This is a genomic window from Roseivirga sp. UBA838 (genome assembly GCF_002296035.1).
In the GTDB taxonomy this organism is placed as follows: Bacteria; Bacteroidota; Bacteroidia; order Cytophagales; family Cyclobacteriaceae; genus Roseivirga; species Roseivirga thermotolerans.
Window position 1 is genome coordinate 35144 of record NZ_DBHC01000033.1, and the last position, 22090, is coordinate 57233.

Here is a 22090-nt window from a genome sequence, read left to right on the forward strand (position 1 = left end):
TCGTTCTTTAAGATAGCCAAATCCAGAACCCCTATGCACAAGAGCATTCTTTGGTCAATATTGCTCAGCTGTTTGTTAGTTCAGTCGCTTGCCGGACAGTCTTCCGAACCTGCCGACTCAGTAGTGCTTACCCCAAACGTTAAGACTATTGTTGAGGCTGCAGATGCAAGCATCTTTCCTCAGGAATATCACTTCTTTATAGAGAACTACCAGAGCAATGGCTTTTCTGCCGTTACTAAAAACAATCTTTTACATGCTCTGCTAGCACTGGATAAAAAGCGAGTGAGAATTCGCTACGACATTAAAGAGCTGCTCGATGGTTTGCGTTTGGCCAGAGAGGAAAGAAGCTTTTCTTCCGAAGCCATGGAAAAACTGAGCTATTCTATTCGGAAGGCCGCAGAGAACTACGACAGGATTCAGCTCGACTACTACATAAAAACGCTTTATACATTCTTAAAAGATCAGGCAATTTATAAAGACCGTTACCAGGCAGTATTTTTTAGAAATGCCGAGTATGAAATTACTTTCAATGAAGACAACTACTCTGACAATCTGATCATTGTTCAACAACCCGAAGAACCGGTTGACATTGAAACCTTAAAGGCTCAGGCGAGAGGAGAATATATTGAGCCAAAGAAGGAGGTTGCCGACCCCTTTACCAAAGAGATGCCCGAAATATATCGTGAAATGGGTTCAGTTATACACTTAAAGCGAGGCGATATAGTACTGGCCAGTCAGACCGATACCTTTACAATTGAGCGAACAGAAGGATATTTTCTGTTCGATCAGAAGTTGTTCAGAGGTCAGGATGGATACATAGACTGGACGGCCTTTGGTGTGGCCAAAGAGGCCATGCAAGTGAGGTTGGGTGGCTATGAATTTCCGGTAAATGCTCACGATTTTAAGTTCGAAAACGTATGGTTCAATCAGCCGGCTAAAATCGATGAGCCAATATCTGGCGAATTGACCCTGAACTTGCGTCCGGCCCGTAGCGAAAGAGGTACTTACCCCAGGTTTATCTCATACAATGCCGGAACACCCATAAAAGGACTTGGCTCTGAAAAGCTCACGTTCAAAGGAGGGGTCAATTATCAGGGCATGAATTTTTATTCGAAAACAGCTTATAATGAACCCTCAACTCTCATTGGCAGAGTAAACGGAGAGGTGCGATTTAAGGCTATCAGCAAAGACTTTGTATTTAATAACAAAGACTCGCTGGTTTCGGCAGTTCAGGCCAATATAACCCTCTACCACGCGCAAGATTCTATTTTTCATCCAGCCATAGAGTTTGTGTATGATTACAAGCGCGATCGTTTGGTGTCTAAAACCAGTGTGCCCGGTTACAAAACCACACCCTTTCGATCATCTTTCTACAATATGGATCTTACCGGAGACCAGCTTTCATGGGATCTTAACAGCGACTCACTCAATATTTTTATCAATTCAGCCAGGGCCGATGTGCCCTTGAGCATAGAGTCCAAAGATTTTTATAGTGCCGATAGATTTCATGACCTGGCGCAGATATACAGCTTTCATCCGCTAATTGCCGCGGTAAACATGGCCAAGAAAAACGGAGGAGTTTTCTATACCTCGCAAATGGCCCGGCAATACGGGGTAGATGAAGGTTTGGTAAAAAAGACCATGGAACTGCTTATGTCTAGGGGGCTGGTACGTTTCGATGAAGTGTTGGGCGAGGTTGAGGTGTTGGCGAAGGGGTATCATTACCTGGAGGCCAGCCGACAAAAAACAGATTATGACGACCTGATCATTTCTTCGGTGATAGCCAACGCTCCCAATGCCACTTTCAACTTTAAAGACTCGGTACTCACCGTGCGAGGGGTAGAAAAATTTTTAGTGAGCGACTCATTGGATGTAATCATTACCCCTACCCAGGGCGAAATTAAAGTGCTGAAGAACCGGGATATTGAGTTCGATGGTGCTCTAGATGCCGGAAATTTCCAGTTCAACGGAGAGAATTTTACGTTTCGCTACGATAGTTTTCTGGTGAATCTGGTAAAGATTGACTCCATAAAGCTGAGGGTAGAAATGGATGCAGGAAAGAAGGATGTGCTGAGCAATCAACTGGTAAAGACATCGGGTATTTTGCGTATCAACGATCCCGGTAATAAATCGGCTCTTAAATCAATGCCACAGTATCCTATATTCAGCTCTTCAGAAAGTGCAAGTGTTATTTTCGATAAGTCCGATGTGCTAAAAGGAGCCTATGATTCTACGGTCTATTTCGATGTACCTCCTTTTGAGTTAGACAGTGTGGCCGATGCGGATCCTTCCCAATATGCTTTTCAGGGAACCTTCTACTCCAACAATATTTTGCCCCAGTTCAAAGAGAATCTTAAGGTAATGCCCGATAAGAGTTTTGGATTTATACATGCCATTCCCGATAGCGGCTATAACCTCTATCAGACGGGAGGCCGTCTTTATGGAGAGGTACACCTCAACAAACAAGGTATTACATCGCCCGGGGTCATTGAGTTTCTCACCGGCAGGTTCGACAATGAGAAAGCCACCATGTTTTTAGATTCGCTGGTGGCAGAAAAAGGTATTAAGGGAGAAATGCAGGCAGGGTTTATCGATACCGTTTCTTATCCGGCCATGAACATTGAGGCCTATTCCATGAATTGGCTGGCCAAGAAAGACAGCATGATTCTCAAAAACCTTCAAAAAGATAAGCCCTTTAATATTTTCGACAATCAAGCCAGGCTAAGGGGGAGCTTACTACTGAGAAAAACAGGGCTTTTTGGTTCCGGTGAACTAGAGCTTTCCGGTTCGGAACTCACCTCAGACTCCATTGCCTTTACCATTAATGATTTTGAAGCTAAAAACAGTGACTTTACACTTAAGGCAGACAATTCGGCCAAGCCTATACTTAGCTCTAAACAAGTACGAATAAACTTCGATGTAGAAAACCAAATGGCTACTATTGAACCGGAGGTGGCTGGAGCGGCAGCTTTGGAGTTTCCTTATGCCCAGTTCAAGACCTCCATACCCTCGGCTGTGTGGGATGTGAACAACAAACTGGTGACCATGAGCAAACCGGAAGATTCGCCCATAGAACAATCGTTTTTTTACTCTACCAACACTCGTTTAGATTCACTGGCCTTTAATGCAACCGATGCGGTGTATAACATTGAAACTAAAGAGCTTGATATATCCGGTATTCCGTACATAAAAGTGGCCGATGCCCTCATTACACCGGAAGGAAGCAAGCTCACGGTGTTGGAAAACTCCAAAATTGAAAAGCTTCAGAATGCGGTTATTTTAATGGATACGGCCGGGGCTTACCACCGACTCTACGATGCCGAAATTGAAATACTTTCCAGAACCAGCTTTAAAGGGCGCGGAACTTATGAGTTGGTGAATGCTGTACAAGATACCTTCGCCATTCAGTTCAACGATTTCCAATTCATTCCCAAAGACAAAGAGCACGGGCCACATACCCGGTCTAGCGGCCATGTATCGGCCGAAGAAGGTATTCGTATTTCTCCCGGTTTTATCTACGAAGGAAAAGTAACCATGTATGCCTATAAAAAAGCTCTGGAGTTGGACGGAGCAGTGAAGCTCGATTTAGAAAAGCTTAAAGAGCGCAATATCTGGATCGAATACTCGTCTAACGATGACATTGAGGAGGTGATCATACCTTTTGATGAGGCTACCACCCGTTTAGGGCAACCACTCAATGCCGGCATTCACTTCGATCAGGGGCAGCCTTACATGTCTTTTATAACCGAAAAGCGCAACCGGTTGGACGATGACTTTTTTGTGCCTCGCGGAGGGGTTCTTTATTACGATGCCAATAGCGGATCGTTCCGAATAGATAACCCTAAAAAGAAAGAAGATCCCTCCTACAATTTTGCCGGAAGTATGTTTAGTTACAACGAAGAACAGCAGAGTGTGACCTTTGAAGGTAAGCTCAAGTTCCTGTCGGGTAACAACATGGCCAATGTTCAGGCTGCGGGCAAGGGTAAAGGTAATCTGGATTCGGCCAAGTTTCAGGTAGACGCCATGTTTACCATGGGGTTTGGCTTGCCGCTGGAAGCTCAAGCCGCAATGGCCGGAAACCTGAAAGAGATGGGCGAAAAACTGGGAGTACCCAAAGCCCATGAAGACCGTTCGGAGCTTATTTACAAAGTGGCAGAGTTTATTGGAGACGAAGCCACCCGCACCTGGGATAGGTCGTACCAAACCATTCCCACTCCTTTGGTTGCTGCATCGGGAGGGGTGCTGAATAAAGACCTGGTGATAAGCAATGTTCATTTGGAGTGGTCTCAGCAGAACAAAGCTTTTTACAGCAAGGGTAAAATAAGTCTTTCCAATGTGAGCAACGTAGACCTGAATATGGAACTGGATGGCTACATGGAAATTAGAAAAACGCCTGAAGGAGACATTATGAATCTGCTTTTGGAAATGACCGATGGTACATGGTACTACTTTATGTACGATGGCTTTGTATTAGAGGCGTTTTCTTCTAACGATGCCTTCAATGCCCTTATACCGAACATCAATGCGGGTAAGGCCAAGGTGGGTAACTTCAGGGCTATTCCAAGTACCAAAGAACGTGTTATTCAGTGGGTAATCGATTATAAAAAACTGTATTTTGGTGTCGATGAACCTTACCAGTTGCTAATGGCTTCAGAGTCTAGCCAAACACTCAAGAAGAAAGGCACTGTTGAAGGAGATGGTTTTGAAGAATAAAACGTATGAGAATTATATATCTGCTCATTTTTACACTTATCCTTCCGGTATTTGTTCAGGCCCAAGACTACGACTTTCTTAACAAGGAGTGGAAGCGGCTTGACAGCAAACGAAATGTTCAAATAGACATCACGGCTTTGGAAGCTTACTTGCACGATGGTACCAAAGTACCTTCGTCCGAGTTTATGCAGCACTTTATGAGCGTGGACCTGATGACCGCCTTCTATGTAGATGCTCACGGAACACCCAAAGCTGCTGTTTTTGAAGTGGCCAGCGAAGAAGCCAGACAAGCCAAAATCAGTACGTTCGAAAAAATGAAGGGGAGCGACTTTATGCTCAACAAAAAAGCTCCTGATTTTACACTGAAAAATTTAGAGGGAAATTCCATCAACCTACAAGATTTTAAAGGGCAGTATGTACTCCTCAATTTTTGGTTTGCAGCTTGCAAACCCTGCATTATGGAAATGCCCGAGTTGAATGAGTTAGTGGAAGAGTTTAAACCTAAGGGAATCAACTTTTTGGCTATCGGACTGGATAACCCCGAACGTATCACAAAGTTTTTAGAGCAACACGCCTTCAACTATGAGCTGTTGCCAAATGGTCGAAGGGTGGCTCATTCTTACGGTGTAACCAGCTATCCTACCCATTTGCTGCTCGACCCCAACGGAAAAGTAATCTTTTCTCAGGAAGGCTATTTTCCGGGGCTTAAGTATACTTTGCGCAAACGCCTCAAAGACGCTCTCGGCCAATGATAATCTTGTGACCATTGGTCTGTTATTTCTTTGTTAATCCATTAAATTGCACTCAAACGGACGATTTATATGAGTGCAACACAAGACTTTATCAACCAACATAAAGACCGGTTTTTAACCGAACTGTTGGAGCTACTTCGAATCCCTTCAGTTAGTGCAGACAGCCGCCACAAGGCCGATGTAAAAAAAGCAGCCGAATATATTCAGGAAAAATTAAAGGCAGCCGGGGCCGATAAGGCCGAACTGTATGAAACAAAGGGGCATCCGATTGTATATGGAGAAAAGTCTGTAAGTAGTTCGGCACCCACAGTGTTGGTTTACGGGCACTACGATGTGCAACCGCCCGATCCCTTACACCTTTGGGATTCACCTCCTTTTGAGCCCGTAATTAAAAAGACGGATATCCACCCGGAAGGAGCCATTTTTGCCCGCGGAGCATGCGATGATAAAGGCCAGATGTACATGCATATTAAGGCCTTTGAAGCCATGATGGCGGCCGGAGAATTAGATTGCAACGTAAAGTTCATTATTGAAGGTGAAGAAGAGGTGGGCTCTGATAATTTGGAGGTTTTTCTTCGGGAGCACCAACAAATGCTGGCCAATAATATTGTATTGGTTTCCGATACCGGAATTATTGCCAATGATGTACCCTCTATTACGGTAGGGCTCAGAGGACTGAGCTACCTGGAGGTAGAGGTTACCGGTCCTAATCGCGATTTACACTCAGGCCTGTATGGCGGGGCAGTTCCTAATCCCATCAATGTTTTGGCCGAGATGATTGCGTCACTCAAAGATGAAAAGAAGCGTATTAATATACCCGGGTTTTATAACGATGTGCTGGAACTCACTGCCGAAGAAAGAGCTGCCATGGCCAGAGCCCCCTTTAATCTGGAAGCCTACAAAAAGTCTATAGGGTTGAAAGATGTGGAGGGAGAAGAAGGCTACAGTACCATGGAGAGAGCTTCCATTCGCCCTACCTTAGATGTGAACGGAATTTGGGGAGGATATACCGGAGAGGGAGCCAAAACCGTGATTGCCTCGAAGGCATATGCTAAAATTTCTATGCGATTGGTGCCACATCAAGACCCGGATAAGATCACCGAGTTGTTCAAAAACCACTTTGAGTCAATTGCACCTCCATCAGTTAGTGTAGAAGTAAGGCCTCATCATGGAGCCTTGCCGGCTGTTACCTCAACCGACTCACCCGCCTATCTGGCTGCCGCAAGAGCAATGAAAGAAACATTTGGCAAAGAGCCGGTTCCTTTTAGAGGCGGAGGTTCCATTCCTATTGTAGCCTTGTTTGAGCAAATACTGGGTAGCAAGACCGTGCTCATGGGCTTTGGCCTCGACTCAGACGCCATCCACTCGCCCAATGAACACTACGGACTTTTCAATTATTATAAAGGAATTGAAACTATTCCGCTGTTCTACAAGTATTTTGCAGAGATGCGTTAATGAATCAGCCACTAATTTACACCTATGAATAAGCTAAAGTTACTTTTTGTTATAGTCGGGCTCATGGCTTTTAGCCAATCTTGGGCTCAGCTCAAGATTACCACCAACTGGACCTTCGATGCCTCCAAAACCGAGGTGCAAACCGGAGAAGTAATAGAGCTTATTTTTAAGGTGAAAATAATAGACAATTGGTACCTCTACTCTAGTGATATAGATCCTGACGTAGGGCCAATGGTAACAGAAGCCATATATGAGGATAACGACAGTTTTGAAGTGATTGGAGACCTCATTCCCATTGATGCCAAAAAGAAGTTCGATAACATTTGGGAAGCAGATGTGACCTACTTTGAAGGTAAGGGTGAATTTAGGCAAAAGGTAAGGGTGCTGAAGAAAGATCTCAACATTTCCGGAACACTTTCATTTCAGACTTGTACCGATATAGATGGGCAATGCATACCCGGCTATGCCGATTTCGACTTCAATTTTATAAAAGTAATAAGTGGTGAAGATCAACAGGCTGAGGGAGATTATAGTGCGCTTTTGCAGACCGATGATGGTGGTTCGCTTTGGGGATTCTTTTTGGCGGCTTTTCTCTTTGGTTTGGCTGCCCTTTTAACCCCTTGTGTTTTCCCTATGATTCCCATGACTGTGGCCTTTTTTACCAACAGCACCCAGTCAAGAGCCAAGGCCAGATTAAAAGCGGCCTCTTACGGAATCTCTATTATTCTCATTTATATTCTGGTGGGGCTTATCTTTAGTAGCTTCTTTGGAGCCGGTATTGCCAACGATTTGGCCACCGGAGCCATAGCCAATAGCCTGTTCTTTATCGTATTCGTGATTTTTGCCATATCGTTTTTTGGCTACTTCGAAATTAATCTACCAACCGGATTTGTCAATAAGATGGACAAGAAAGCCAATAAGGGAGGCTTTTTAGGGGTGTTCTTTATGGCGTTTACCCTGGTGTTGGTGTCTTTTTCTTGCACCGGCCCCATTGTAGGTACGGTTCTGATAGAGTCTTTTCAGGGGGCTAAGATAAAGCCATTGGTAGGTATGTTGGGCTTCTCTACCGCCTTTGCTATACCATTTACGTTGTTCGCCTTTTTTCCGGGTATGCTCAAAGAGTTGCCCAAGTCTGGCGGATGGCTCAACTCGGTAAAGGTAGTGCTGGGTTTTATTGAGCTAGGCCTTGGGTTCAAGTTTCTCAGTGTGGCAGATCAGGCCTATCATTGGGGCTTGCTCGATCGTGAAATTTACATAGCCATTTGGTTTGTGTTGGCACTAGGGCTCACCTTGTATTTATTAGGCATTATTCGCTTTCCGCACGATAGCAAAGTAAAGAAGCTTCATCCATTGCGGTTGGCGGTGGCCAGTATATCGCTGGCCTTTGCGGTATATCTGTTTCAGGGCTTTAGAGGAGCACCACTCAGTGGTTTGGCGGGGTATCTTCCTCCCGAAAAACAGAAAGACTTTTCCTTTGCGGTTACCCTTGGATTGGAAGAAGCACCTGAGGTAGTAGAGGTGGCACCGGTAGGCTTTGACGGTGTAGTAAAATATGCCGACTTTCTGGAGCTTCCGCACAACCTGAGAGGCTTTTTCGACTATGAACAGGCGCTGGAGTTTGCCAGAGAAGTAAACAAGCCCATATTTATAGACTTCACAGGCCATGGTTGTGTAAACTGTCGTAAGATGGAGCAAAACGTGTGGTCTGCCAATCCAGTTTTAGAGCGGCTAAAGCAAGATTATGTGGTGCTGGCCTTGTATGTAGATGACAAAACCGAGCTGCCCGAATCGGAATGGTACACGTCCTCTTTCGATGGTAAGGTTAAAAAGACCATTGGCAAACAGAACTTCGACTTTCAAATCACCAAATTCAATGGAAATGCCCAGCCATATTATGTGTTGCTCGATACCAACGAACAGCCTTTGGTAGCTCCATTGTCTTACGATCCGGACGTTGAAAATTTTGTAGACTTTCTGGACAAAGGCAAGGCTGAGTTTGCCAGAAGAATGAGTGCCACTGCGGCATCGAGCACTACTCTTGATGACTAAGTGCCTTTTGGCAAAATTCAGTGCATGTTGAAGCAAACAAACGGTAATCGACTATAATTAGTCCGATGTTTTTTGAGGTACAGTTTCTAAAAAAGCGCCATATACCCGGTGCTTAGGGTTGCTTAACAGCCTAAGGGTCAATACTAAAAAGTATTACTTCCTATACTTTTTTTCTACATTCAAACAGAAATGCTTTACTTTGACGTTAAGCTCAAAACGATAGGTCAATGAATAAACGATTTGCCGGAGTGGCAGGGGCAGTAGCAGTATTGGTTGTTGCAGCATTATTAGTGTTTAAAACACAGAAAAACAGGGGGTTAGAGGCAGAAGAAACGGATTTATCCGCAGAGGAGCTTGTAGAAGAAGCTAAAGAGCCTCAGTTTAAGTTTGGCATACCATTAGACCTTTTTGAGATTGAGGAAGGGAGAATTAGAAGAAATCAGACTTTTGCCGATTTGTTGTTTCCCTTCAATCTGAGCAATCAGGATATTTTCACCATCGATCGTATTTCCAAAACAGTTCATAGCGTTCGCAATCTGGTAGTTGGCAAACCCTATACCATTTTTTATACCAACGACTCCATAAAAAGAGCATCCTACTTTGTGTATGAACCCAACGATTTGGAGTATGTAATCTATCAGCTAGATGATTCTCTGGCGGTATTTAAGGAAGAGCGGCAGGTAGAAGTGGTTGAAAAAACCATGTCAGGACTTATTACAGTATCGTTAGACCATGCCATTAGAGAGCAGGGTGGGTCTCCTGCCCTTGTCAATGCAATGGCCGATTTGTATGGTTGGCAGCTTGATATGAGAGCTTTGTTTAAGGGCGATTGGTTTAAGGTAATTTATGAAGAGCGGGTGGTTGATGGCCAGCCCGTGGGTATAGGTAATATTATTGGTGCTGAATTTAATCACAGGGGCAATTCCTACATGACTTATGCCTACGATCAGGGAGATGGATTGAACTACTTTGATGAAGAAGGCATGAGCGCACAAAAGGCTTTTCTTCGCTTCCCTGTGGAATACTCAAGAATTTCCAGCCGATATAACCCGAACAGATTTCACCCGGTGCTCAAGCGTAGAACACCTCATCTGGGAACTGATTTTGCGGCCGATAGGGGCACACCTATCAAAGCGGCCGGAGATGGAGTAATCATTGAAAGAGGGTTTACCAAGGGCAATGGCAACTATGTAAAAATAAAGCATAATGGCACCTACACAACCGGGTATTTGCACATGAGTAAATTTGGTAAGTACAAGCGAGGAGATAAAGTAAGAAAGGGAGATGTAATTGGTTATGTAGGTAAAACAGGTTTGGCCACAGGCTACCACCTATGTTTCAGGTTCTGGAAACGAGGGGTTCAGGTAGACTTCTTAAGAGAAGAATTACCTGCCGAAACACCACTGAAGGCCGAGCATAAAATTCCATTTGAGGCGGTGGTTTCTCTCACCAATAAGAAACTCAACGATATTCCTAAAACCTGGGGTAGCAAAGGTATTTCGGCCAGTAACTAAAAAAATTAATCTAAACTTAGAACAGAGCAGGGTGCATTGCCCTGCTTTTTTTGTTTATTCGAGACATGAAGAGGGCTTGTGTCATTGGCTTGATTTTCCTGTGCTCCAACCTGTTGGCTCAACAACAAAAGGTAGGTCTGGTGTTGAGTGGAGGCGGAGCCAAGGGATTGGCACACATTGGGGTCATTAAAGCCCTTGAAGAAAATCACATTCCAATCGATTATATAGTGGGCACCTCTATGGGGGCAGTGGTGGGGGCTTTTTATGCAGCTGGCTATAGCCCCGATGAAATTGAAATGATCGTAAAAGACCCGGCTTTTCAAAATTGGGTTCAGGGAACTTCTACCGAGCGCTACCAGTACAACTATACACGGGCGGAAGACAACGCCTCGTGGATTTCGCTCGATTTGATTCTCGACCCTCAAACAGGGCCTCAACTTAACACCCCGTTGGCAAACGACCTCATTATTAACTTTGTGCTCAATGAATACCTTAGCCAGGCTGCTCAGGCTTCAGGCTTTAACTTCAACAAGCTATTGGTGCCGTATCGCGCCATTGCAGCCGATGTGTTTACCCAGCGTACTCTGGCTCTCGACTCGGGTTCGCTTATGAAGGCCGTTCGCTCTTCAATGGCGGTGCCCTTTTTTTACCGACCGATTAAAAATGAAAATCAGTATCTGTTCGATGGAGGCATATATGACAATTTCCCGGTCGATATTATGAAAGAGCATTTTGCGCCCGATGTGGTCATTGGAAGCAATGTGGCCACTAAATTGAGTGAAACCTATCCTTTTGACAAGGATGAAGAGATTTTAAATGACGCCTTGTTGTTTATGTTTCTGGATAAAACAGATCCTTCGGTAATCAAGGAAGGGGATGTTTATCTGGAGCCAAGTATTGAACAATATACCGCGGTAGATTTTGATAAGGTGGAAGCGCTCATAGACTCGGGCTATTCGGCAACCATAAGGAGTTTGCCTGAGCTAAGACAAAAAGTGCAGGGGCGAAGAGACCCAATAAAACTCACTATTGCCAGAAGAGACTTTCATAATGCCTTTAAGCCCTATTCGTTCGGTGAGTTAAAGCTCTTTGGTTTTACCACAGACCAGCAGAAGTTTATTCGCAAACTCATTGATTTTGACGATGGACCCCAGTCTATCACCCAGGTGAGTAGAGCCTATTTTCAACTGGTTTCTGAACCATATTTCAAGCACATTTACCCCAATTTTGCCTACAATGAAACCAACGGTCAATATGTACTTGAGCTCTATCTTAAACCCACGGCCAAAAATTCACTGACCATAGATTTTGGAGGGAACATATCTACCCGGCAGGTAAGTACTTTGCAGGTGGGTGCCGAATTGAATTCCTTCAACAAAAAGCTAAACACCTACCGAATGTTGGCTTCTACCGGGCGGTTTTATGAGAGCCTGAACCTGGCAACACGGTTTAATGTCAATCCTAAGACCCGATTCTTTGTAGAACCAAACTTTCAATACAACCACTGGGATTACCTGAGTACGGAAGACTTTTTCGATGAGTCGGTTCAACCTTTAGTACTCGATCGCATCGATCGAAGACTGGGCGTTGTGTTGGGTATTGGTACCGGCCAGCGAAGTGTGGTGACATTAGAAGATGGACTGTTGCGCAATCGTGATGCGTATAGCAATACGCCCGGTGTTTCTTCCGATGCCCTGCTCGACAGGCTAGAGCTTACAGGGTTTAGGAGTAAGCTGGCTTATGAGAGAAATAGTCTGAACAAAAAACAGTTCGCTACTGTGGGCTCCCGGTTTTATGCATCGTTAAAATACATCAATGCTACGTTCGACTATATGCCCGGTTCCACCTCAACACTGTATAATCCAAGCAACCCGGTTACCTATCGATCTGGCCGTAGCTGGCTCACTTTTCAGTTGAGTTTTGAGGAATATAGTCAGGTAACCTCTCGCTACACTTTCGGGTGGATGGTGGAAAGCTCTTATTCAACCATTCGGCCACTAAGGAACTACCATGCTACGCAGCTCTATGTTCCATCGTTTGAGCCTATGTTCGATTCCAAGACCTTTTTTCTGGAAGATTTTCGAGCCCCCGGATATGTGGCTACCGGAATGAGACACCTCTATGGTTTGGGCCGAAGTCTTAGTGTCCGCGCAGAACTTTATGCCTTTGTACCCTACCGTCAAATTGCAGATGTAAATCAGGAGGCTGTTGTGGATGTGGGTTTCGTAAAGCCTCGCATTAAAGGTATGTTGGCTTTTGTCTATGAAGCCATCCCCGGCCCAATAAGCCTGCGGCTCAACTACATTGAAGGGAATAGCGCTCCCGTGGGATTGATGCTTTCATTCGGCTACCTCATTTTCAACCAAAAGTCCCACGATTAGCTATATTTTTTGAATTGTGACAGCAGGCAAAGTTAGTTATCTTTAAATTTGGTTAATATTGGATTGCGCTCAGACGCGCGACTCACCATGAGACACTACCTAAGCCTACTATTCATAGTTAGCACTTTTTTGTCGTTGAGTGCCCAAACCACCGTGCAATGGGCCACTCGGGTAGAACAGGTGTCCTCTGAATTTACAGAGTTGGAAAACTCTGCCAGGCAAGCTCTTCTCAAACCAAACATTCTACCTTCCGGTGGCAGCAATCCCAATGCCTGGAGACCCTACAAACCTAATACGGTAGAATTTATTAAGGTAGGTTTTGATTTACCCATGCCCATAGAGCAGATAGCCATTGGCGAAACTTACAATCCCGGAGCAATTACAACCGTATTTTTATACGATCAGCAGGGCAATGAATACAAAGTGTACGACAAGCCGGCCGGGCCTGTGCGTGAGCGTTGGCGCATGTTCCGTATTTTTATCGACAAAACGCCATACAATGTAGCGGCTGTAAAGGTGGTGCTCAACGGGGCTGCCATTGATGGGTTTAGCGATATAGACTGCATTGGAATTTCTAATTCTAAAACCCCTATTGAAGCCAGAATTAACCTGATGCCCAACATCAACACCAAGCTTCAGGTATACCGATTGAACGATTTGGTGAACAGTGATAAACGAGAGATTAAGCCCTTGCTCACCAAAGATGGACAAACCCTGTACTTTAGCCGGAGAGGCCACGAAGGTAATGTTGGTGGTCTTGATGATCTGGAAGATATTTGGTATTCCGACTTTGATAAGAATACTCAAGATTGGGGTCTGGCCTTTAACATTGGAGAGCCTCTAAACAACCTGGATCCCAACTTTATAAGTGCCTTTCTTCAGGAAGATGAGGAGCTCATTATTCTCGGTAATGAATATTTAAAGGGAGGCATGAATTATGGGCTATCCAAAAGCAGAAGAATAGACAAAAGAACCTGGACTTACCCGCAAAACCTTAAGATTTATAATGACCTGAACGTACATGAAAATGTGAACTTCTGGCTGACCCCCGACAGTGAGGTGCTTATTATTTCAGAAGAAGGCCGGGGTACAGAAGGGCAGCGCGATTTGTATGTGAGTTTCCTTCAAAAAGATGGTGTTTGGACAGAACCCGTACATATGGGGCCGGTAATCAATACGGCAGGAGAAGAGGAAGGGCCATTTCTCATGCCAGACAAAAAGACGCTTATTTTTACCTCTAACGGGCATAGTGGCTACGGTAAGAAAGACCTGTTTATGACCCGAAGGCTCGATAACTCCTGGCAGAGCTGGACAGAACCTGAAAACCTGGGGCCGGTGATCAACACCGAGGTGGACGATATGTTTTTGTTCATACCCAAAAATGGTGGCTTTGGCTATTTCTGTCGCGAAGTAGAAGGCAACGATCTGGACATCCATTCTTTTACCTTGCCATTGGTTACACGCCAAATCAGGCTGGTGTCACTGTGTGGCCGAATTGTGGATCCCGATACACAGGAGCCTCTCGATGCAGAGGTTGTATTTTCCAGGCTACGAGATGGAGTAGAAGTAGGAAGAGTAAGAACCGATGCGGGAGGCAATTACTGCATTGAACTTCCTGCAGATGAAATTTATAGTTACAGGGCAGAGATTCCCGGTTATATTCCTGTAGGAAGTACCATCGACTTGCTCGATGTTTCCGACCTCAATGTGTATGCAGTATCGTTAGACAGGCTAGACCTCGATAGTGCCCAGATAGCTCTTGGCGAACCAATAGCAGTGCCGCAAGATGTGGTCAAAGCAGTGGCCATTACATTGGCTCTTCCCGAAATTAAGCGCGATACGTTTGAGGTACTTAACGCCCAGCGCAGAGAACTTGGTTTGCCCGAGCTAAGCCAAAATGCGATACTTTCTAATGTAGCCACTCCAACCGTATATGCTACTCCTGAGATTGTAAAGGCCGCAGTAGGTAAGTCGTTCATCATCCGCAATGTGTTTTTCGACTTCGACAAAGACTTGCTCAAGGAGCAATCGTGGATAGAGATGCGAAATCTGGCTAAGTTTATGAATGATTACCCCAACGCCATTGTAGAGTTGGCTGGTCATACCGACAGTTACGGAACAGATGAATACAATGTGGATCTTTCTTATAGACGCGTAGAGGCTGTAAGAAAGGGGTTAGCCACCTTGGGTATAGATGAAGACCGGTTGAGGTTTGTTTGGTATGGCGAAACAATACCTATAGCTTCTAACCGCACCAGGGCGGGTAGAGCGCTTAACCGAAGAGTAGAGTTCAAAATTCTGAAACTGGAATAGAAATAGAAGCCCTTCTTTACCAGAAGGGCTTTTTTGTAAGCATGTATTTGAATTAGGGATAGTATCTGGGATGAGATACTTATTTTGTTTGAGATATTTTTTGTCGCTTTACGAAGCGTACATATTTTTCCAGATACTGATTTTTTACCTCCTCCTTAATCATGTCGTACTTCAAAATCTTGTTAATAATCAGTTGCATAAGTTTTTCGTTTCTTTCTGATGGATACAGATCGTAACCCGTCATAACCATTTCCATTGCTGTGATGTAATCTTTAGCCAGGTAGTGTTTCACAGACTCGTTGAAATATTGTAAGCCTGCTAGTTGCTGAAGGTTGATGGTTTTGTACTGTTGCCCCGGTATTACCTCGAAGTTTTCGAACCAGTCTCCAACCGTACTCAACTGGCTTATTCTACGATGATTGACCCATGGTTGTTCCAAAAGTTTCTCCAATTCTACTGAGGTTTTACGGAAACCACTCATGGGTAATGTCGACTCATAGACATACGAATGATCATCGACCGTGAGGTGAATGAATACATGGTTGGGCAATTCAATAATCTGGTAGTCGTAACCGAAATGTTCCAGCAAAAGCGCATAAACCGCAGTGCCGGTCAGGCAACCAAACTTACCGTTAGACAGCGTCTGATTCATGGTTGCCAGTCTGTCGTACTCTTTGAGAATACCCGAATGAGTGCGGTAAAAGAGTGCCTTTAGAAACGCGTAGTCGGTCTTTTTTCGAGTTTCAACCCGCTCCAGTCGTTCAATCAGCCTATCGAATGATTGGAGAATGGCCGAGTCTTCTTCTGAACCGGTAAGTGCTAAAAACTGAAGCAGTTGCTGAGAGGTCTTGGGGCTGTTTTCTATCAGTTTACATGAAAGGTCTTGTCCTAAGCCCGAACTTAGGATAAACGTAGAAAGCCATATGTACACCAACCTCTTCATGTCTCTGTCTGCGCACTGGTTTTGAGTAGCTCATGTAAACTGTGATTAATACAAAGTTAACATTAAATTAACATTAAGCAACTTTTTGGAAAAAATGCCCGACATATCATAGGTTTTTGTCAGTAAGAGAGGCTATATGTTAACTAACTGTTAACATATAAATCTACTTGCGCTCATTCTGGATTTTACAGTTATTGCGCTCCTTTAATTATGGCGTCTCAAAAGCTTTCGAAATCACTCAGGAGTTACCGCAAAATTCATAAATGGATAGGGCTGGTGCTGGCTCTCTTCTTATTGCTTTCCGCAATTACCGGCATTTTACTGGGGTGGAAGAAAGACATTGCTTTGCTACAACCGCCTACTCAAAAAGGAGTAAACCAGTCGCTCGAAAACTATCAGTCGGTAGAAGCCTTGGCCAAAGCCTCTTTGGCAGCCGTAGATTCTCTTGGGCTCACGGCCGATAATTTCGACCGGATTGAGTACCGCCCCGGTAAGGGTATTGCCAAGGTGATCTTTGATAGCGGTAGCTGGGAAGTGCAGGTAGATGCTACAAACCTGGAAATTCTTTCTGTGGCCAAACGTCACTCCGACTGGATAGAGCACATTCATGACGGATCTATTGTCTCCGACTTTTTTAAGCTCATTTCTATGAACATACTGGGTATTGGACTGGTTTTTCTTATAGTTACTGGTTTGTGGCTCTGGTATGGGCCTAAGCGAATCAGAAACATAAAAGCGAAGGGCTAATCTGCCGTTTGGAGAGGTTTGCTTCTTTACTTCTCATTAATAAATCTTGAAGTATTTAAACTTTCTGGTGGCAGCACCCGAATATCGCTAAATTGCTTTCGCGTTATTAAGGTTGAATTATGAAGAAGGTTTTTAAGATTCTGTTGGGTTTTATTTTAGTGCTTTTTGTGGCCCTGCTACTCGTTCCGGTCTTTTTTAAAGATAAAATTAAGGCACTCATCATTAGTGAGTTTGAGAAAAATACGGAGGCCACACTATATTTTGATGACTTTAACCTTTCCCTACTAAGGAACTTCCCTGATTTCACTCTTTCACTATCTGATATGGGCATTATTGGAAAAGGAGTCTTTGATCAGGATACACTCTTCAAAGTACAAGAGCTTTCTGCCACTGTCAATCTTAAAGAAGTAATGTTCGGAGAAAGCATAAGCCTTAAGTCTATAATGGCCGATGGTGCCGACATTACCATCATTGTTTTAGAAGATGGTACGGCCAACTACGACATCGCAAAGGCAACTACGGAGGAAATTCCAGCTGAAGAAACAGGCGATGGTGAAGGAGTTACTTTTGGTTTGCGCTCCATTACCATCAGTAATAGTGAGTTTGTTTACTTTGATCAGGGCCTATCTTACTTTATGCAGCTGGCGGATATTAACGTGAAAGGCGAGGGCGATTTTGCCAATGATATTTTCGACCTGAAGACCACCGGAACGATTGGAGATGTTGAGGTTACCTATGAAGGAATAGACTACTTGCATAACAAGTCGGTCGATCTGGATGTGGTTCTTTCTATGGATTTGCCAAACTCTACCTATACCTTCAAAGACAATGTGCTCAAAGTAAATACATTTCCCATTTCGGCCAGTGGCTCGTTTTCTATGTTAGAAGATGGCTACGGAATGGATCTCTCCTTTGCTTCTCCCGGAGCCGAATTCAAACAACTTCTATCTCTCGTGCCGGCTGTATATTCCAATTCTTTCAACGAATTAGAGGCTACAGGAAGACTTAATTTCGATGGCGAGCTGAAAGGTGTTTACAATGAAAGTAGCATGCCGGCCTTTCATTTCAATTTGGCTATTGACAACGGCTATTTTCATTATCCCGATTTGCCCGATGCCATAAAGAACGTTAAGGTAAAACTTGGTGTAAGCAACCCTGACGGGGTTGTCGAGAATACCCGAGTAGATCTGGAAACATTGCATTTGGAAATGGGGTCGAACCCGTTAGATGCCTCGCTGGTGGTTGAAAACCTGAAAGACTACCGAATGAAGGCTTCTGTAGACGGGCAACTTAATTTGGCTGAAATTGGAAGATATTACCCCATGAAAGGCTATGAGCTAAGGGGGCTACTCTCTATTAAAGCCGATGCTTCGGGTATTTACGATAGTCTGAAAAAGCAAGTCCCGCTAATGGATATTGGCTTGAGCCTGGAAAATGGCTACATCAAGACACCAGAGGTGCCTGCGCCTGTGGAAAAATTAGTGCTTTTAGCCGGTGTTACCAACAAGACAGGCAAACTGGCGGATACCGAAATAAAAGTCGACAACCTCTCATTACAAATGGATGGTCAGGAGTTTGTGGCTCAGATGAAACTAGAAAATCCGGATAATTTTAAATGGGATGTGAGATCTTCAGGTTCACTGGATTTAGAGAAATTAATGGCGCTTTATCCTATGGAAGGGATGAAGCTGAAAGGGAAGATTGAAACCGATTTGCAAAGTAGTGGCCGAATGAGCGATTTGCAGGCCGAGCGCTACAGTAGCTTGCCTACTTCGGGCCAAATAATACTTACCGGTTTTGCCTATGAAGGCGAGGGGATAGAGCAGGAAATTAGTATTAGCAGCGCAGAGGCTCGCTTCGACAATAACTCCATTGCATTGACCAATTATGTTGGCAAAGCCGGCTCTACCAGTTATAGCATGAGTGGTAAGCTGGAGAATTTTCTTGGTTTTGCCCTAAATCATGAAGTCTTGTCCGGTAGACTTAATGTAGAAGCCGACAGGCTGGATGTGAATGAATGGATGACAGAAAGCGGAGAAGAAGAGCAAACTACATCGGGCGATGAACCTCTTGAAGTTGTGCGAATTCCGGAAAACGTACTATTCAATCTCACAGCCAAAGTAGGTCAGGTAAAGTACAACAGCCTTAACCTGAACAACATGGTGGGACAAATTGAAGTCAAAAATGGTGCGATTAGCCTAAAAAATTCAGGCTTCAACGCACTTAATGGAACAGTAACGGCCAATGGTCTGTACGATAGCAAACCCGCCAAACCTGTCTTCGATTTCAAGTTCGGAGCCGCAGGAATTTCCATTCCATCTTCATTTCAAAGTGTAGATATGGTGCAAAAACTGGCTCCCGTTACCGAGAAAATGACAGGGCAGTTCTCCACGGACTTCTCTATTAAGGGAGCCTTAGGTGCCGATATGATGCCCGATTATTCTACTTTGACAGGAGAGGGGCTTATTCAGGTTTTACAGGCAAGTTTGGGCGAATCGGAAGTATTAGCGGGTTTGGCTTCTGTAACCAAGCTTGGCGATATTGGAGCTGCCACGCTAGAGCGAGTGAAGATGAGTGCTGAAATTAAAGACGGACGCTTGCATGTAAAGCCCTTCGATGTAAACCTGGGACAGTATAAAACAACCATATCGGGCAGTACGGGTATCGATGGCTCCATAGACTATGTTTTGCGTATGAATGTGCCGGCCGGTAAGGTGGGAGCACAACTTAATAGTCTGGTGTCGTCTCTTACCGGAGGCAATAACCCTTTGGGAGGCGATAACCTAATACTCAATGTGGGAATGGCAGGCCAGTTTGCAAAACCTCAGTTTACACTAAAGAGTATTGCCTCTTCCAATGGTAAAACCGTTGAAAATACGGTGAAAGAAGCGGTAGCCGATAAAGTGGCAGAGAAGAAGGAGGAGGTAAAAAAAGAGGTTCAGAATAAAGTAGATGTAGCTAAAGATTCGGCCAAGAATGTGATCGAAGCAAAAAAAGATACCTTGAAGGCCAAGGCCGATAGCCTGTTGCAGGTGAAAAAGGATAGCCTGGCCAGATTGACTGCCGGAAAGTTAGGGGTTGAAAAGGACTCCGTAGATAAAAAGCTTGAAGATGTAAGGGAGAAAGCCAAAGGAGTGTTAGAAGGTATTCTCAAGAAAAAGAAGAAAGATAATAAAGACAATAAGGGAGGTGGAGACAACCGCTAAGACGACCTTCAGTAGATAAAAGTTACAACCTAAAGTTAGAGTTGACGGAAGCTTAATATTGGCTTTCGTCAACTTAACAAAATCTTAAATAGCTCATTATCAATCTTATTCCATAAAACTGTTATGCTTGCATAATAAATGGAAAAGGTAAACCCACATATAGACTTAGGCACCGGTTATGTGCTCATATCACGGCTTCCGTTCGATCAGGCCATTAAAATCAGAGAGTTTTTGCCCGAGTCGAGCACGCTTTCATTCAACACAGCCGAGGGCTTTGTTAGCGATGCTCTCGAATACAGCTTGTATGAATATTGGTATGACTTTCATCATACCTCGCCCGAGCCGGAGTTCGATTTTTAGGCCTTCCAGCCGTTTTTGGATACAGCACTAATGCTCTCCTCTACTTTAGCCTTGAGGTTTTCTTTGTATGTATCAAGTTTGTTGGCAACGTCTTGGTCAAAGGCACCGACAATTTGGGCTGCTAAAATACCTGCGTTTTTTGCCCCATCCAGGGCCACCGTAGCCACAGGTACTCCTCCCGGCATCTGAAGAATGGAAAGTACAGAATCCCATCCATCGATGGAGTTACTTGATTTTACAGGCACCCCAATAACAGGCAAAGTGGTAAGTGAGGCAACCATTCCTGGCAAGTGGGCTGCTCCTCCTGCTCCTGCAATAATAGCCTTAAGTCCTTTCTGGCGAGCTGCTTTGGCGTAATCGAACATACGTTCTGGTGTTCGGTGGGCCGAAACAATGGTGAGTTCGAACGATACACCCAGTTCTTCTAATACCTGAGCAGCATCTCGCATTACCCTCAGGTCTGACTGGCTGCCCATTATTATTCCTACTTGTGGTTGGCTCATGCTTTTACTTTTAAGGTGCTTTTCACGAAGTTAACGGTTTGTTTTAGTTGGTCAATGTTGTGGTTAGCCACGGTTATATGCCCCATCTTTCGAAAAGGTTTGGTTAATTTTTTTCCGTATAGGTGCACATGCACACCGTTTTTGGCCAGCACTTGCTCCATACCTTCATAGCGAGCCTCTCCACTGTAGCCATCTTCTCCCAACAGGTTTACCATGGCCGAAGGAATGAGAGTGTCTGTGTTGCCAAGGGGCCAGTTTAGTATGGCTCTGAGGTGCTGTTCGAATTGCGAAGTGACATTGCCCTCGATAGTCTGATGGCCACTGTTATGAGTTCGTGGTGCTATTTCATTAACCAACAGATGGCCTTCTTTGGTAAGAAACATTTCAATGGCCAAAAGACCAACCATATCTAATTTTTCTATGAGCTCCTTAGCGAGTTGTTGAGCTTGGTCTTCAATTTCAGGGCTAATGGAAGCAGGTGAAAATAAGTATTCTACCAAGTTGTGTTCCGGATGAAAGACCATTTCCACCGTAGGGAATGTTTGCACCTGCCCGGCCTCGTTGCGGGCAACAATTACCGCTAACTCTTTATCGAAATCGACCAGTTTTTCTACAAAGCCGGGAGCATCAAAAGCCTTCCCTAAAGCATCTTCTGTACGAATAACCTGTACACCACGCCCATCGTATCCGCCAGTGGCCAGTTTGTTCACAAATGGCAAAAAATCTTTCTTTTGGGCTACTTCGGCTGCTCCTGAAACTTCTTGAAATTCCGCAGTAGGGATGCCATTGGCGGCATAAAATTTTTTCTGATGTAGCTTGTTTTGAATAAGCTCTATAACCCTCGGTTGAGGAAATACCTTCTTTCCCTGCTTTTCCAGTTCGCTGAGCGCTTGCGTGTTTACATTTTCAATTTCTATGGTCAACAGGTCTTTGTCCTGGCCAAAAGCCATTACCCGCTCATAGTCGGTTAATGAACCGGTTTCAAAGCTTGTAGCTATGCATTTGCAGGGAGCATTAGGGTCAGGGTCAAGTACGTGAATGTCCAGGTTGAAGTCAATAGCCGATTGAATCATCATTCGGCCCAATTGCCCGCCACCAAGAACTCCAATTTTTAGATTTGAATCGAAGGCCATGATATTTTTAGAAATGAGCCC

Annotated in this window: 13 protein-coding genes; 10 read left to right on the forward strand and 3 right to left on the reverse strand. The window is 44.4% G+C overall.

What is annotated here, in order from left to right; all coding sequences use genetic code 11:
- The first annotated feature begins 33 nt into the window (after window positions 1-33).
- The 7 genes from B3O12_RS11325 (at window position 34) to B3O12_RS11355 (ending at window position 15177) form a co-directional block, all read left to right on the forward strand.
- Window positions 34-4713 carry a hypothetical protein gene (locus B3O12_RS11325; protein ID WP_286756367.1) on the forward strand — a complete coding sequence of 1560 codons (4680 nt, stop codon included), beginning with the start codon at window positions 34-36 and terminating at the stop codon, window positions 4711-4713.
- A 5-nt stretch (window positions 4714-4718) separates the two neighbouring features.
- Window positions 4719-5465: a peroxiredoxin family protein gene (locus B3O12_RS11330; RefSeq protein WP_286756368.1), complete on the forward strand. Its 747-nt coding sequence runs from the start codon at window positions 4719-4721 to the stop codon at window positions 5463-5465.
- Between the two features lie 69 nt (window positions 5466-5534).
- Window positions 5535-6920, forward strand: coding sequence for a dipeptidase (locus B3O12_RS11335; protein ID WP_286756369.1), 1386 nt, complete (start codon window positions 5535-5537; stop codon window positions 6918-6920).
- Window positions 6921-6944: 24 nt separating this feature from the next.
- Window positions 6945-8969: a protein-disulfide reductase DsbD family protein gene (locus tag B3O12_RS11340; protein ID WP_286756370.1), complete on the forward strand. Its 2025-nt coding sequence runs from the start codon at window positions 6945-6947 to the stop codon at window positions 8967-8969.
- A 227-nt stretch (window positions 8970-9196) separates the two neighbouring features.
- Window positions 9197-10483, forward strand: coding sequence for a M23 family metallopeptidase (locus B3O12_RS11345; RefSeq protein WP_286756371.1), 1287 nt, complete (start codon window positions 9197-9199; stop codon window positions 10481-10483).
- Between the two features lie 65 nt (window positions 10484-10548).
- On the forward strand, window positions 10549-12864 hold the full coding sequence (locus B3O12_RS11350; protein WP_286742407.1) for a patatin-like phospholipase family protein: 2316 nt from the start codon (window positions 10549-10551) through the stop codon (window positions 12862-12864).
- 87 nt (window positions 12865-12951) lie between these two features.
- On the forward strand, window positions 12952-15177 hold the full coding sequence (locus B3O12_RS11355) for an OmpA family protein (protein ID WP_286742409.1): 2226 nt from the start codon (window positions 12952-12954) through the stop codon (window positions 15175-15177).
- 79 nt (window positions 15178-15256) lie between these two features.
- Here the strand turns inward: B3O12_RS11355 and B3O12_RS11360 are convergent, their stop codons facing one another.
- Window positions 15257-16120, reverse strand: a complete 864-nt coding sequence (locus tag B3O12_RS11360) for a hypothetical protein (RefSeq protein WP_189629177.1) — start codon at window positions 16118-16120, stop codon at window positions 15257-15259.
- A 210-nt stretch (window positions 16121-16330) separates the two neighbouring features.
- Here B3O12_RS11360 and B3O12_RS11365 point away from each other — a divergent pair, with 210 nt between their 5' ends.
- From B3O12_RS11365 to B3O12_RS11375, 3 genes are all read left to right on the forward strand, one after another.
- The gene (locus tag B3O12_RS11365) at window positions 16331-16867 is read left to right on the forward strand and encodes a PepSY-associated TM helix domain-containing protein (protein WP_286742413.1); all 537 of its coding nucleotides are present in this window, start codon (window positions 16331-16333) and stop codon (window positions 16865-16867) included.
- A gap of 119 nt (window positions 16868-16986) precedes the next feature.
- Window positions 16987-20073 (forward strand): AsmA family protein, encoded by a 3087-nt coding sequence (locus tag B3O12_RS11370; RefSeq protein WP_286742415.1) that lies wholly within the window; start codon window positions 16987-16989, stop codon window positions 20071-20073.
- A 138-nt stretch (window positions 20074-20211) separates the two neighbouring features.
- Window positions 20212-20433, forward strand: a complete 222-nt coding sequence (locus B3O12_RS11375) for a hypothetical protein (protein WP_189629180.1) — start codon at window positions 20212-20214, stop codon at window positions 20431-20433.
- Here the strand turns inward: B3O12_RS11375 and purE are convergent.
- Window positions 20430-20936: a 5-(carboxyamino)imidazole ribonucleotide mutase gene (gene purE, locus B3O12_RS11380; protein WP_286742418.1), complete on the reverse strand. Its 507-nt coding sequence runs from the start codon at window positions 20934-20936 to the stop codon at window positions 20430-20432. The two genes, B3O12_RS11375 and purE, sit on opposite strands and share 4 nt — an antisense overlap.
- Window positions 20933-22069 (reverse strand): 5-(carboxyamino)imidazole ribonucleotide synthase, encoded by a 1137-nt coding sequence (locus tag B3O12_RS11385; RefSeq protein WP_286742421.1) that lies wholly within the window; start codon window positions 22067-22069, stop codon window positions 20933-20935. The genes purE and B3O12_RS11385 overlap by 4 nt, the downstream gene beginning before the upstream one ends.
- Window positions 22070-22090: the final 21 nt, after the last annotated feature.

Bases quoted from the DNA above. Each gene is read 5' to 3' on its own strand.
- B3O12_RS11325 (WP_286756367.1), top strand. From the start codon at position 34: ATGCACAAGAGCATTCTTTGGTCAATATTGCTCAGCTGTTTGTTAGTT.
- B3O12_RS11330 (WP_286756368.1), top strand. From the start codon at position 4,719: ATGAGAATTATATATCTGCTCATTTTTACACTTATCCTTCCGGTATTT.
- B3O12_RS11335 (WP_286756369.1), top strand. From the start codon at position 5,535: ATGAGTGCAACACAAGACTTTATCAACCAACATAAAGACCGGTTTTTA.
- B3O12_RS11340 (WP_286756370.1), top strand. From the start codon at position 6,945: ATGAATAAGCTAAAGTTACTTTTTGTTATAGTCGGGCTCATGGCTTTT.
- B3O12_RS11345 (WP_286756371.1), top strand. From the start codon at position 9,197: ATGAATAAACGATTTGCCGGAGTGGCAGGGGCAGTAGCAGTATTGGTT.
- B3O12_RS11350 (WP_286742407.1), top strand. From the start codon at position 10,549: ATGAAGAGGGCTTGTGTCATTGGCTTGATTTTCCTGTGCTCCAACCTG.
- B3O12_RS11355 (WP_286742409.1), top strand. From the start codon at position 12,952: ATGAGACACTACCTAAGCCTACTATTCATAGTTAGCACTTTTTTGTCG.
- B3O12_RS11360 (WP_189629177.1), bottom strand. From the start codon at position 16,120: ATGAAGAGGTTGGTGTACATATGGCTTTCTACGTTTATCCTAAGTTCG.
- B3O12_RS11365 (WP_286742413.1), top strand. From the start codon at position 16,331: ATGGCGTCTCAAAAGCTTTCGAAATCACTCAGGAGTTACCGCAAAATT.
- B3O12_RS11370 (WP_286742415.1), top strand. From the start codon at position 16,987: ATGAAGAAGGTTTTTAAGATTCTGTTGGGTTTTATTTTAGTGCTTTTT.
- B3O12_RS11375 (WP_189629180.1), top strand. From the start codon at position 20,212: ATGGAAAAGGTAAACCCACATATAGACTTAGGCACCGGTTATGTGCTC.
- purE (WP_286742418.1), bottom strand. From the start codon at position 20,936: ATGAGCCAACCACAAGTAGGAATAATAATGGGCAGCCAGTCAGACCTG.
- B3O12_RS11385 (WP_286742421.1), bottom strand. From the start codon at position 22,069: ATGGCCTTCGATTCAAATCTAAAAATTGGAGTTCTTGGTGGCGGGCAA.